The following is a 12,919-nucleotide window of genomic DNA, read 5'->3' on the forward strand; positions in this document are numbered from 1 at the left end:
CACGACCTTGAACCAATTTTTGACCAACATCGACCAAGGATTTGACCTGGGGGTAACGCTGCTGGAGCGGACCTTATTTTTTAAGCTGTGGGGCATGCCGCTGATTGTCCTGTGGCTACTGGGTGGGTCGGTGTACCTCACGCTGCGCATGGGGTTTATTAATGTGCGAGGGTTGGGGCATAGCCTATCGGTGCTGCGCGGTACCTACGACGACCCGGATGAAGTGGGGGAGGTGAGTCACTTTGAGGCGCTGGCGACGGCCATGTCAGCGACGGTGGGGTTGGGGAATATTGCGGGTGTGGCGATCGCACTCCAGTTGGGCGGTCCTGGAGCCGTCCTTTGGATGACCGTGGCCGGACTGCTGGGCATGACCACCAAATTCACTGAATGCACCCTGGCCCAGCAATATCGTGTTGTTAGCCATGGTCAGGTCTTGGGTGGGCCTATGTACTACCTCAGCCAGGGTTTGGCGGAGCGGGGTCTTAAACCCATGGGGCAGTTGTTAGCTGCTACCTTTGCCATTATCTGTATGGTGGCCGCCCTCGGCGGCGGCAACATGTTTCAAGCCAACCAGTCAGGCATCGCCGTAGCCGCTTTGGGCGAACAGCTACATTGGTCATGGCTGAGTGATCCACGGATCTATGGTTTAGTCCTTTCCCTCACCGTCGCTGCGGTGATTATCGGCGGTCTGCAGCGCATTGCCCAGGTAGCCTCCACCATCGTACCTACCATGGTGGGGCTGTACCTGACTGCGGCCCTATGGATCATCTTTCATCATCTGGGAGGTATCCCCATGGCTATGGGCCAAATCTGGCATTCAGCCTGGCATCCAGTTGCCATTGAAGGGGGCCTCGTCGGTGTCATGGTGCAGGGGCTACAGCGGGGCGTATTTTCCAATGGGGCGGGGACTGGAGCGGCTGCGATCGCCCACGCTGCTACCAAGAATCCCGAACCCGTACGTGAAGGCATTGTCGCCTTGATAGAGCCCCTGATTGACACTGTCCTTATCTGCAACCTGACAGCCCTAGTGTGTTTGCTCACGGGAGTGTATCAGCCTGGTAGCCTTGTCAACGGCATAGAACTCACAACCACCGCCTTTGCAGCTGAAGTGCCCATGATGACTTGGGGTTTAGCCATCATCGTTTGTCTATTTAGCTTCTCTACAATTATTTCCTGCTTTTACTATGGCGAAGCCTGCTGGCGTTATCTACTAGGTGAACGGGGGCTGTTGGCTTACAAGCTGTTCTATATCCTTGGCTGCTTTGGTGGCACCATCATCAGCCTGGATACCGTCATTCGCTTTAGCGACATCATGGTATTCGCCCTCGGCATTCCCAATATGCTGGGCCTCTTGCTCCTATCCGACCAAGTCGCCCATAGCCTGGACAAATACTGGCAAACCAGAAAAATACTAGTGCCCACACCGATAAAGTAACTAAGTAAGCAGCCAAAACTAAACGTAATGATGAGTAATCTTCTATTAGCCTATTCGTCAAGCCCCCAAACCCCCAATACTGGGGGCTTTGAGTCAGGTCTCCCCCAGTATTGGGGGACGGAAGGGGGCTTTCAGAAGCTTTAGCATAGTTACGGCCATCTACTTATCTAGAACCTGCTAACAAAAAGGGAACGTTGCTGATGCTGCTTGGACGCAGCCATCACATGCCTATTTGCAAGTTCATATTACTCATAACAATCCAAAGCAACACTTTTTGAAAATGGGTGTAATCTATAGGCACCTTTGGTTCAGTAGTCCATTTATTAAGGTTGTGGGTAGGTAATGGGTAGCGATGTTCTAATTTTGACAATCTACTTTTTGGTAGTGATCTACGTGCTCTACCAAATGGCCCTATCTGTAGAAAACACCCTAGAAAATAAGTTACAAGTTGATCTGAATGTTGAATCATTAATTGAACAGGTCAAACTGCAGCTTGATCAACTGTCAACCAGTCAGACAACTTCTCAGAAGATTACTGCCAAGGTTGATCAACTAGAGATTGAGGGCAAAAAGCTACCGCCTTATCTATCCCTCAAGGTAACCTCTCACAATGATCCTGACGAGGAGTTCATGGTTTTAGTGGATGTGGGGCCCACCGGCAAAATGCCCCTAGCCCGTTCAATCATGAACCTTTCCATCGCCATCCAAAACACAACCAACGATGCCCAGATTTTTATTGATTGGGATCAAAGTTCGATCACATCCGGTAAGGCTCGCAGAACCCAGCGAGTTGTCCGCTCAGGGATACCCATAGGGGGAGGCTTACCCCGTGCCCAGGTCTTAAGCGTGATCAACCCACGTGAATCGTTCATTGGTCAAGTGACTGGGGAAAATTGCCTGGGCCTTGATCCTGAAACCCAAACCCTAACAGCTAAAAGACCCTTAGTTGAGATGCTGGATGTAGCGGACTATATCCTGGATATGATGGATTTAAACAGCAGACTTAGTAGTGGTAGTGATGACGGCTTTATTGAAGAGGTTGGCCCAACCCTGGTTTATGGTCTGCGCTTGATGATCGGCATACGGCAAATTACCTATGAGCAAAAGAGCCAAACGACCTATCTGATGCTCCCCTTTGAGTTTGAGGCTATTCTACTCACCGACGAAATCGCGTTTCCACCATTACGCTGGCTTCTCAAGCGTCCCCGTCCTGCCAATGCTCGGGATGCTCTAAGTACATTACTATTGGGTCGCCCAAGATTATAAATCACGTCCAAGTTGAAACCTATAGATTCTCTACGGAAAAACTCCAGTTCTGGACGTGGACAAGGTTTAAATATAAAGAAGTGAGCGCAAAACAATGCTCTACATGCCCTAAGCGTTTTTATAATTGAGCGATTGTTTAAAATCGCCTACCTTACCATTGGGCAAGACTGTATTCCCCCAGGTAACATTGCTAAAATTCGTCTTGGATGATAGCTGTGCTTCGTACAAGCAAGCGCCCTTGAGGTTGGCCGACCAAAGACTAACTCCTGAAAGGTTTGCACGTCTAAAATTACATCGTTTACATTCGGTGCCGCTAAGGTTAGCGTTTTGAAAATCTGCAGCTTCACAATCCGCACAGTCCAGTGCTGCATTTGGCAAACTGACGCCTCTACAATCGGCAAAACTTAAGTTGGCATGCTTTAAAGTGGCGGATACTAGATTTGCTGATATCAGGTTAGCATTACGAAGATTTGCGTTAGTTAGGTTCGCATCTAGTAAATTAGCCCCTCTGCAGTTAGCGCCACTTAAATCAACGTTGCGTAAGTTTGTTGATACTAGTTGCGCATTAGTAAGGTTAATTTCACGTAGATCAAGACCTGCTAGATTGGCATAGCTCAAATCAATACCAATATTGGCATTCGTCATTCGCCATTGATTCCAAACCTGACTTCCCTGACGAATAATAGTTAACTGCTGCGAATTAGTCATTCCACCTCTGGGGCTTGCACCGTTCATCATACATATTGAAATTTTGAATTTCCGTTAGAGAGTCAGAAAGATCAGCCATTACTAACCTTTCACGATTCCTTGGCTTAGATCAGCTAAATCTAGCTTTAGCTATCCCGCCATGGACTAGCATCACCCAGGCATATAGCTCTATAGATTCATCTAAGGAAATAAGGTTTCACTATTTAGTGATCTCACATCAAAAACTGTCCACTAAATGGATAATTCATGAACTGATGACAGGTGCTTACATTGCCTTCTTGATCCTCCATAGAAGAACGATCTTTTCCTCGAAAAGATGTACGTCATGTAGCTAACGTTAATGATAACTAGAGCGCACAATTACAGAGCTGATCAGGAAATTATGCCCATGTGAGTTTAACCAATGAGATCACATGATCGAAATCACAATCTAGATATATAGGGCATCCTAATCAAGCTAGAAGTATCTCCAAACCACGTCCAAGTTGAACCCTGTAGTTTCTCCCATGGTAAAACGACCGTCCTGGACGTGGACAAGGTTTAAATAGGGAGGATAACTATCACCTTGCGAGACAGTGCTACATTTAAAAGGTTTGCAATTATTTGCCTTGATATATGCCTATCACAGGATGGTTAACCGTTGTTTTATATGGCTGACTTAGAGGATCAACCTCACAGTGATTGTGCCTGTCTGCCTACATCTCACCACTTACGCCCTATCGAGAATCAATAAAACTCATTTTTTATGGATTACTTCTATCTATACTTATGTTGAGACCTCCCGCATGCAGTACAAATGATGCCACGGAAGAGTGGGTTGAGTTCACAGGAAGGTTATTTAAACTATTCTCTAATCCTGCAATTTTAATTGCTTTAATTGTGATCATCGGGGTTGTTAGTGTGTTTGTCCTAAGAAGACAACGATCCCGAGGTTGGTTGGTACGCATTAGTCTGGGGCTAATACTCTCCACTATAGTCTTGTCTTTGATGGGGCGTTACTTGCTGATATCCTTTGTCCCTATCGATACTGGTGAGCCCACTCAAGCCATAGTCGTATTAGGTCGAGGAAAAGATCTTAGAGAAGCTCGCTCGGCCCTTGGCGTGTCTCTAGTGAAATCCGGTCGTGCTCCCCTGGTTTTCTTTAGTGGTAAAAGCGATGCCCCCCGCATTGTTAAAGCCCTGGAAGAACAGGGGGTGGATACAGGCATCTTGGATGGAGAAGCTTGTTCACGAACTACGGCAGAGAATGCTAAATACACAGCCCAAGTACTGATGGAACGGAACATTAAGAAGATCATTTTGGTGACCGATATACCTCACCTATTGAGGGCATATCTGACCTTTAGTGGTGTTGGTTTCCAGGTAATTCCTCACCCAACTCCATTTCCGGCTAGTTACAGCCGATATCGTCGCCAGATTTTATCGTTACGCGAAGTGGTTAGCTTTATCTCCTATGGACTCCAAGGATACTATTCTCAGTAATCATAGGTTTGTCAATAACCCATGGCGTGATTCTATATACCAGTGGCGGGAGTAGAACAGCTTGTTACGACATCATTTTAAACAAATACAAGCCAGGGCAGTCTCATAATAGAGTAGACAAAGCGACGAACATTAGAGTGCGACTGAAATGCCTATAAAAAGAAATCTACCTAGTTTTTTGGTTGTCGGGGCCTATAAATCTGGAACCACTGCACTATATCGTTATTTTTATCAACATCCTGAAATCTATATGAGCCCCATCAAGGAGACAAATTTCTTTGCGCTTGAAGGCTCTATTCCGAACTATTGTGGTCCTGGGGATGCCCAGGCTCCCACCAATCGGTTATCAATTACTCACATCGATGATTATCGAGCTCAGTTTGACGGATTATCCACCGAACGTGCGATTGGTGAAGCCTCTCCTATGTATCTCTACTCATCTAAAGCAGCTGGGCGAATTCAACACTATTTACCCGGAGTGCGTTTGATTGTAATTTTGCGTCAACCTGCAGCTAGGGCATACTCTAATTTCTTGCATTTAGTGCGAGACGGGCGTGAGAAAATACAGGATTTTGAAAAAGTCTGGGCGCAAGAGGATAAGAGAATTCAGGCCAACTGGGCACCGATTTGGCATATTAGACAACATGGGTTTTACTATAGACAGCTAAAGCAATATTTTGATATCTTTTCCCCTACTCAAATCAAGGTGGTTTTGTACGAAGACTTGGTGAAACGACCAGAAGAAACCCTAGCCAGTCTTTTTGACTATGTGGGTGTAGATAGTGAATTTCAAGTAGATTTCTCTCGACGCCCCAATCAGTCGGGGATTCCTAAGAATAGGTTAGCCCGTGGCCTTGCCCGAAGACTGTTGGTCATTCCCTTACGAGCAACGGGCAATAAAAAAATGATGGATTGGGGAGAATCTATTAGTAACTATTTTCTCTACAAACCCAAAATAACATATGAACAAAAAAAAGAAATCACTGAGTTCTATCGTCAGGATATTCTTAAGCTGCAGTCGCTGATTGATCGAGATCTAACTCACTGGCTTGCTTAAGCTTTAAATCTCTCAACGTAATCGACAGCTTATCAACTACTAGTGCTTGAGGATAAGATTGTCTATTGCATAGTTGTATAGATCTGTATCGGGTTGGCAAAGGTCTTCAATTCGTGCATAAACTTGTGGCGTTATCAGTGACCTTTGATGAGACTTAGATTTAGGGTTTCTATTCCATGTGCCAATATCTAAGCGCCTTCCAAAGGTATGGGAAAACTGTTCTAAAAAGGTGTCAAGGTGTTCGATAGCACCTACAAGCTTAAAGCAATGAAGGTTTTTCTTGGCGTTCTCTAAAAGCTGTTCTGTTGAGACGCTATCTTGATCGTCGATCTGTTTTCCGTATAAAAAACGGACACAAGATTGCCCACTGCGATAAGCGGCTGGAGAGTCAAGATACTCCTCTAGGGGTAAATCTGTTTTAGAGTTTCCATAGGATTTGTGTCGATTATAAAAATATGCGGAAATCCACTTGTCCACCGGATTTCTTAGCATGGTAACGAAATGGAAATCATGCCCAGACATGTTATAGGCTAAGTTGCTGAACATAAAATGCCCATTGATAAAACGAATATCCTGTTGAGCCATGGCATACATCAACAGATTTTCGCGCAGACCTGTAACGGTGGGGTGCTGAGTATAAAGGGATTTATTTTCAATTTGTTCGGCTACCTTTAGAGTGGCGACAGAATCCAGGTTATAGACTGCCTTGTCGCGCACATCCCAATTGACATAGCAGCCTTTGAGGGCTTTGCTAATGGAGACTCCGCCACATTTGGGGATATGTATATAAACAATTTTGTCGGCTAATGGGCTGGAGAAAATATTATGTGTTCGTGAGCGAAGTTCAAAGCTAATTTCTTTCAGCATTGTTCTAGAACTAAGTTGTAAATCATAAGATTAAATCTCTTTGCTCAGTAGTTTTGCCTGTATTAGGCAACTTGTTTTTTGGTAAATCGTCCGGCAATAATAGCCCATAGCTCTAATAACAGTTTCCTTGCCCCAGAACTAATTAAGAATAGTATTCCATAACTGAGGAGAAATACTCCAAAGTTGATGCTCAGAGGGAACCAGATACTTGCTAAACAAGGCGGAATAGATGCTAATACAAAACCAAACACTAAATGATACTCAGGTGAGCCAAACTGTTTGCTGATGGCGCGGTGTACTAGGTAGTAAGTGGGAAGAGCCAGAATTTCTGATATGGCATATCCCCATACGCCAAATATTGGGGTTAACAATAAGCAACTGGGCCATAGCAGTGCTATGTATGCTAAATTCGACCAGCTGACTACATGGTTGCGATCAACTGCATAGAGTACGGCTGTGTGTAAGTCAAAAATCGCTCCGACTAACGTTGCTATGCCAATCAAGGGAAACATTTGGGCACTTAAGAGCCACTTGTCTCCAAAAACAGTAGGAATCAACCAAGAGGCACAACTGGCAAATCCACTGCATACTAAACCCATCATTAGGGCTTGATACATCATTCCCTTGGTAAGGGCGCGTCGAGTGGCTGGCTTATCGTTTGTAAGCTTGGCCATTACACTAATCGACATTCGCTTCAACACCCCTCGCAGCAACATTAGTTGCGCTACCATGCGTACGGCAATATTGATAATCCCCACGGCTTCAATGCCGACTAAGCGTCCGACAAACAATGGTACTGTCAGACTTCGAAGGTTAAATAACCAGTTTGAGCAGTTATAGCTAAACCCATAGGCGATAGCTGGCTTCATATAGTGCCGTTGCCAGCGGAAGGTCCAATGTACGGGATAAAAGCGTCTAGCTAATATAGCTGCGATGAGAAACTGTAGTAATGTGCCACAAATGGGTCCCCAATAGCTATGGTAAGACAGCACTAAGATGACCGAAAGTATATAGTTGGCGGTCTGTGCAATGGCTTCTACTAAGCTAATTTGGTCAAAGCGTAATGCTCGGTTTAAAAGACTGCTAGAGACAATGGATACCATGTCTAGCCAGATGGCTGGGGTGAGTACCCACAGGATTTTAGTGATCTCATGGCGACCTACCCACCATCCAAACAGTGGTGCGGCTAGGGCAATCCCAAGGCATAGTAAAACGCCACAGGTATTGTAAAACGCAAGAATTTGTTCGGCATCTTTTGGGGTGAAGTCAGGTTTGCGAACAAGATAGGCCCCTAATCCAAATCGACTTGTCCAACGTAGAAAATAAAAGATGCCGAGAGCTGCGGAAACAATACCATAGCTCTCTGGGCCCAGCATACGGGCAATGACTAAGGTGCTGACTAGGGAGAACCCTGAGGCTAGAAGCTGTCTTAAGGTTAAGTAAAAGCTCCCTTTGAGAACCTTACTCTTTAGAGATGGTTGTGGGCTCATGCCAATAAGAGACGACTAGCCTAGCTAGAAGCAGAAACGGAAAAGAACTTGGGTAGCTGGGTTAAATGGTTTTTGAGGTGATGGAGATTGGTGCGTAGCTGGCTATAGCCGTCCAGACCAAATAGCTGCACCATGATGATGGCGATGCTTAGACGCACACACTGACTAGAAAACCTCAGCTTAGGACAGTGGGTAAGTGCTTGTTTACGAAACTGCCGAGCGGGTTGGCAGTCACCATCTAGGTTTTGTAATGTTTTCCATGCAATTCGTAGGTAGGCAAAACCATAGCTACGACCTTTTAGGGGTTGGTAATGTTGGGGTGCGATCGCAAACACCTTTTCAATAATGGCATGGTAGTTTGCTTCCATTTTTTGCCACTTTTTAGAGGTATTACCCGGATGAAAACGATATCGCACTAGTGGTTCTTGCACACAGTAAAATGGATAAGCCATGGCAATGCGTAGCCACATTTCCCAGGTTTGTGCGTAGGGAAAACGAGTGTCAAACTCCCCTACTTGAGTAAAACACTCACGACGAATCATCGGGTTGCTCCCACATTCAATGATGTCGTGCTCGATTAGACGGGGTAGTACATCACCCGATTCAGAATTTTTGCAAATCTTTCCCTGGGGGCGATCATATTCATCCATCGTGGCAACCCAAGAATAAACCAAACCCACCTTTGGGTTGTTGTCTAACGCCTGTACATGGGTTTCTAACTTCCGCTTATCCCAAAGATCATCAGCATCAAGAAAGGCAATGTAGGCACCGGTTGCATGGGATAGGGCTGTGTTACGAGCGGCGGCACTACCTGCATTTGCTTGGGAGAAAAATTTAATATTAGGCTGGGTCAAACTTGTTGCCCAGGTTTTAATATGATCGCTGCTGCCATCATCCACGATAATGATTTCGAAATCCTGGAATGTTTGAGCTAGAACACTATCCAATGTTTGCGGCAAATAGTGCATCGAGTTGTAGGCCGCAATAATTACTGAAACCTTAGGCATTACATTAGACATAAGAATTTTCACCCTGTGGTTGATGTTCCAATCGCTCTGGTTTCCGCCAATCCCAACTGCACAGAGCAATCAGAGTAAACCAATAAAAGAAAAGCACCGTATGACTCCAGATATTTTCTGTCAACATGCCAACCATCATGGCAATGAGAGTTGCCAACAACATAAGTGCCAGATCGACCTGGACACGAGTCGACAAATGGGAACGACACGTCTGAATCAGATGAATCGCTATCCCTCCTAAGAAGGTTAAATATGAGATAATGCCGACAACCCCTCCCTCTACCAGCGCTCGCACATAGTCGTTGTGAGGTTCACTTCTAAAGTGAGTCAGAAACTTTGATGCACCTAAGCCATATCCTAGCCAGTATTCTTGTTGCCAAGCATCCAATAACAATGTCCACTGTTCTAATCGCCAATAAAAGCTATTGGAGGTTAGACCGCGCAGCAAAATTGCCCGTGATAGATCTAAATCATCATTAAAAAATGGCAGCGTAGCAAACAATAATAATCGCTCTCGTCCAAATTCTGTACTGCCAAACAATGCAACAATCATCGCCATCAGTATAGTGGCACCAATAAACTTTGAGACAGTAATGCGAGGAATTATGACCGCAATGATTAATATTCCCGTCATTACCAAACCGACTAAGGCTTTAGTGGCTACGATAAAAAACACGACTATTCCCATGGGAATCAACCATGGCCAAGAACGCTTTGCCTGGGTCATCTGCCAATAGAGCACACCTAAAAACAAGACTAAGAAAGTAACTAAAGTATTAGGATGTCCTAACGTTCCATTCACACGGGAGGCATTCTCTAGAGCTGTAAATGCCATGCCACGAGGTGCCAAAAAGGTGGGTAATGCAGACGCTGGCAAACATATCTGGAGTAAAGCTGCGAACAGGGGAAGAATCAAACTAAATAACAAACCCTTTACCACTGTCTTGGGATGAACCTTATCCTGGAGCTGCATAACCAGAAGGTAGACCATCAACCAAGAAAATAGACGTATCCACTCGCGTAGGGCGGTCATTGTATGGCCCGTCCCCATGCCTAATCCCCCCATGGGAAGTAACCCTACCCATAATCCTTGGAAAAGAACCCAACTTGCAAAAAACCAGAAGAAGCGATTGGTATGAATCTTTTGTCTGGTAGCTAGTAATAGGGCGATATAGGACATGGCCAAGAGATCTAAGCCAACGGCAAAGATAGCGGGTAGCTGCTGCTCAGAAAAAATATCAATGGCACTGCGAAAACATAACAGTCCTAAAACCGTATATTCAAATTTAATACCTAACATTAAAAGCCCAAGCAATGCAATGGCCATAACTAAGGGAATAGCAAAGCTAATGCCAGCTCCCCAGCCCATCAGAGCTGCCAATACAACACCGCCAAGAACGACGATATAACTTGTGACCGATAATGTTGAATACTTGAAAGTCATCTCATCCCCTGGTTGAAACTGTAGTTAACTAGCCCAGTGTTATTCCCTAACTGAGTCACTACAGCGATAGAATCTGACCTCGTAAAGTATGCAGTCTACTTAGAAGGCGGGTATAGGTATTAGTCCCTAAACAACGCATTGTCAGCAAGGTTAAGTTCAGGCGCAAAAACTCCCGTGAAAATCTGAGCGTCGGATCGTTTGCGATCGCTTCACCCATAAATCGTTGAGACGTTTGATAATCTTTTTCTAGACTTTGCAGTGGTTTCCAAGCTAAAGACAAATTAATTCTTGCCCAAGACCGCTTGATCAGATCACATTTGACCTCATCAGAAATATAGCTAGGGGCCATATCAACTGCTTTATCCAAAATAATCCTGGCACTGCGAGCCATCGCTACCCAGTTTTTAGATGCACTACTGGGATGCTGACGGTAATCAACCAAAGACTCTTTCACCACCGCAAACTCGTAATAAGGCGCAATACGTAACCACATATCACGATCTTCCATATAGGAACCTAGATTTTCATCAAAATCTCCTACCTGTTCAAAACAAGTTCGTCTAACCATGGGATTGCTTCCAGATCCCACACAGTTACTCAAAATCAAGCTTTCCCAGACATTGCCTTCGACACAGTTGTTGACAAAGCGTCCGGTCGGTTCACCCGTTTGATTGACCAATGTCATCCAGGTATAGACCACACCTATATTGGTAGAGGCCTCCATCAAGGTCACCTGCTTTTCCAACTTGGTTGGATGCCAACGGTCATCAGCATCTAAAAAGGCAATGTAATCACCATCTGATTCTCGAATACCCGTATTTCGAGCCCCTGCTAATCCCCTATTTGCCTGAGAAACCAAACGCACTCGTGGGTCTTTAATTGTCGTGACCCAAGTCTGGATGTTGTCATTACTGCCATCATCTACGATCACGACATCATAGTCAGCGAACGTTTGAGCCAAAACGCTTTCAATGGCCTCAGGCAGATAGGCCATGGCATTATAGGCTGGAATAACGACAGACACTCTAGGTGGTTTGCGAGCAGGCATAGTAGATGAATATATAACAGAAATATAGAAGAGGTTTAAGCTAAACCCAAGATATCAGTCGAGGATTCTAAACAGTGCACCAAGGGGATTTAACAATCGTCCAATAAAGTCGAATGTATCACCAACACCACCACGGTTAGACGCTTTAACCACAATCAAATCACCATGCATCAATGTCGTCGATGCTTCACCAAAAGCAAAGTCCTGTTGGGCTAGCTGTCCATTGGGCTCCATCCGAAACAGGGCAACTTCATCCGCATCGGCATCTACTGTTAGACCACCAGCGGCAGCAACGGCAGCACTCACATCTGCACTAGGCGTAATATTGATTTGTCCTGGACGAGAAACTTCTCCAGCAACATGGATAATGATCTGTTCTGGGGCCACCGTCGATGCTAACAACATTCTTTGATCAACTGTGGTGGATTCAGATTGAGGCACAATGACTTCATCTCCATCCAGAACTTCTGGATCAGCAGATAACTCACCACTTTGAATAACTTCCCACAAATTAACGCTGATATTTTCCTGCCCCAAGACAGTATTAGTCGGGCGACGAATAGTAATATTCCTCAGATCAGCTTCGGGGGTAATACCGCCCGCCATCACCAAGGTCTCACTCAAAGTTACTTTGCCATCGGCATCTATCTGGTCTGTACTCAGTAGTCGTGGTCCAGGCTGTACAACGGCTCCAGTAACGCTGATGCGTAGAGGGCTAAACCCCATAACTGAGACAACGACTTGAGGCCGACGAACATAAGGAAGCAATAACTCATTGAGAAATGGAGCAACTTGAGACGGTGTCAGACCAATAATCGAGACATCACCGACCAGTGGCATTTGAATCGTGCCATCAGCCGTAATTACATGCTCGCCAGACAGGTCTGGAAAGTCAATAACCGTTATGTTCAATCGATCTCCTACCTTAAGCGCTACCGCACGACTATTTGCCTTAGCGCTTTCCGGGGTAGTCGCCTGGACAGCAGGAACCACCTCTGTCTCCGCTGACTGAGCTTGAACCGGCATAACAATGATGCTGGCCAAAATTGACCATAAAACCGTGGGAAAACAGATACGTTTCATAGTGGTAATCAGAAAAATGC

The 12,919-nt window shown here is 45.4% G+C and carries 11 protein-coding genes; 4 read left to right on the forward strand and 7 right to left on the reverse strand.

Annotated features, from left to right (window positions below):
- The first annotated feature begins 19 nt into the window (after positions 1 to 19).
- Together IXB50_RS17410 and IXB50_RS17415 are read left to right on the forward strand one after the other, a co-directional pair.
- Positions 20 to 1,435 (forward strand): alanine/glycine:cation symporter family protein, encoded by a 1,416-nt coding sequence (locus IXB50_RS17410; RefSeq protein ID WP_246564649.1) that lies wholly within the window; start codon positions 20 to 22, stop codon positions 1,433 to 1,435.
- A 342-nt stretch (positions 1,436 to 1,777) separates the two neighbouring features.
- Positions 1,778 to 2,701 (forward strand): hypothetical protein, encoded by a 924-nt coding sequence (locus tag IXB50_RS17415; protein WP_215610264.1) that lies wholly within the window; start codon positions 1,778 to 1,780, stop codon positions 2,699 to 2,701.
- Between the two features lie 108 nt (positions 2,702 to 2,809).
- Here IXB50_RS17415 and IXB50_RS17420 read toward each other — a convergent pair whose 3' ends face one another.
- Entirely contained in the window at positions 2,810 to 3,409 is a 600-nt protein-coding gene (locus IXB50_RS17420; protein WP_215610265.1) for a pentapeptide repeat-containing protein, read from the reverse strand.
- Between the two features lie 987 nt (positions 3,410 to 4,396).
- Here IXB50_RS17420 and IXB50_RS17425 point away from each other — a divergent pair.
- Both IXB50_RS17425 and IXB50_RS17430 read left to right on the forward strand, forming a co-directional pair.
- Positions 4,397 to 4,891 carry a YdcF family protein gene (locus IXB50_RS17425; protein WP_215610266.1) on the forward strand — a complete coding sequence of 165 codons (495 nt, stop codon included), beginning with the start codon at positions 4,397 to 4,399 and terminating at the stop codon, positions 4,889 to 4,891.
- 148 nt (positions 4,892 to 5,039) lie between these two features.
- Positions 5,040 to 5,948 (forward strand): sulfotransferase family protein, encoded by a 909-nt coding sequence (locus IXB50_RS17430; RefSeq protein ID WP_215610267.1) that lies wholly within the window; start codon positions 5,040 to 5,042, stop codon positions 5,946 to 5,948.
- 39 nt (positions 5,949 to 5,987) lie between these two features.
- On the opposite strand, the gene IXB50_RS17435 is transcribed toward IXB50_RS17430, so the two are convergent.
- The 6 genes from IXB50_RS17435 to IXB50_RS17460 all read right to left on the reverse strand — a co-directional run bounded on the left by IXB50_RS17435 (position 5,988) and on the right by IXB50_RS17460 (position 12,899).
- A complete protein-coding gene (locus IXB50_RS17435) occupies positions 5,988 to 6,815 on the reverse strand; it encodes a sulfotransferase family 2 domain-containing protein (RefSeq protein WP_215610268.1) in 828 nt (275 codons plus the stop codon).
- Between the two features lie 62 nt (positions 6,816 to 6,877).
- A complete protein-coding gene (locus IXB50_RS17440; RefSeq protein WP_215610269.1) occupies positions 6,878 to 8,305 on the reverse strand; it encodes an oligosaccharide flippase family protein in 1,428 nt (475 codons plus the stop codon).
- Between the two features lie 20 nt (positions 8,306 to 8,325).
- Positions 8,326 to 9,324, reverse strand: a complete 999-nt coding sequence (locus IXB50_RS17445; RefSeq protein WP_215610270.1) for a glycosyltransferase family 2 protein — start codon at positions 9,322 to 9,324, stop codon at positions 8,326 to 8,328.
- On the reverse strand, positions 9,317 to 10,768 hold the full coding sequence (locus IXB50_RS17450; protein ID WP_215610271.1) for an O-antigen ligase family protein: 1,452 nt from the start codon (positions 10,766 to 10,768) through the stop codon (positions 9,317 to 9,319). The genes IXB50_RS17445 and IXB50_RS17450 overlap by 8 nt, the downstream gene beginning before the upstream one ends.
- 58 nt (positions 10,769 to 10,826) lie before the next feature.
- Entirely contained in the window at positions 10,827 to 11,816 is a 990-nt protein-coding gene (locus IXB50_RS17455) for a glycosyltransferase family 2 protein (RefSeq protein WP_215610272.1), read from the reverse strand.
- 54 nt (positions 11,817 to 11,870) lie between these two features.
- On the reverse strand, positions 11,871 to 12,899 hold the full coding sequence (locus IXB50_RS17460; RefSeq protein WP_215610273.1) for a polysaccharide biosynthesis/export family protein: 1,029 nt from the start codon (positions 12,897 to 12,899) through the stop codon (positions 11,871 to 11,873).
- Positions 12,900 to 12,919: the final 20 nt, after the last annotated feature.

The organism is Leptothoe spongobia TAU-MAC 1115 (genome assembly GCF_018739885.1).
Classification (GTDB): Bacteria; Cyanobacteriota; Cyanobacteriia; order Phormidesmidales; family Phormidesmidaceae; genus Leptothoe; species Leptothoe spongobia.

Bases quoted from the DNA above. Each gene is read 5' to 3' on its own strand.
- IXB50_RS17435 (WP_215610268.1), bottom strand. From the start codon at position 6,815: ATGCTGAAAGAAATTAGCTTTGAACTTCGCTCACGAACACATAATATT.
- IXB50_RS17455 (WP_215610272.1), bottom strand. From the start codon at position 11,816: ATGCCTGCTCGCAAACCACCTAGAGTGTCTGTCGTTATTCCAGCCTAT.
- IXB50_RS17420 (WP_215610265.1), bottom strand. From the start codon at position 3,409: ATGACTAATTCGCAGCAGTTAACTATTATTCGTCAGGGAAGTCAGGTT.
- IXB50_RS17430 (WP_215610267.1), top strand. From the start codon at position 5,040: ATGCCTATAAAAAGAAATCTACCTAGTTTTTTGGTTGTCGGGGCCTAT.
- IXB50_RS17450 (WP_215610271.1), bottom strand. From the start codon at position 10,768: ATGACTTTCAAGTATTCAACATTATCGGTCACAAGTTATATCGTCGTT.
- IXB50_RS17460 (WP_215610273.1), bottom strand. From the start codon at position 12,899: ATGAAACGTATCTGTTTTCCCACGGTTTTATGGTCAATTTTGGCCAGC.
- IXB50_RS17415 (WP_215610264.1), top strand. From the start codon at position 1,778: ATGGGTAGCGATGTTCTAATTTTGACAATCTACTTTTTGGTAGTGATC.
- IXB50_RS17440 (WP_215610269.1), bottom strand. From the start codon at position 8,305: ATGAGCCCACAACCATCTCTAAAGAGTAAGGTTCTCAAAGGGAGCTTT.
- IXB50_RS17445 (WP_215610270.1), bottom strand. From the start codon at position 9,324: ATGTCTAATGTAATGCCTAAGGTTTCAGTAATTATTGCGGCCTACAAC.
- IXB50_RS17425 (WP_215610266.1), top strand. From the start codon at position 4,397: ATGGGGCGTTACTTGCTGATATCCTTTGTCCCTATCGATACTGGTGAG.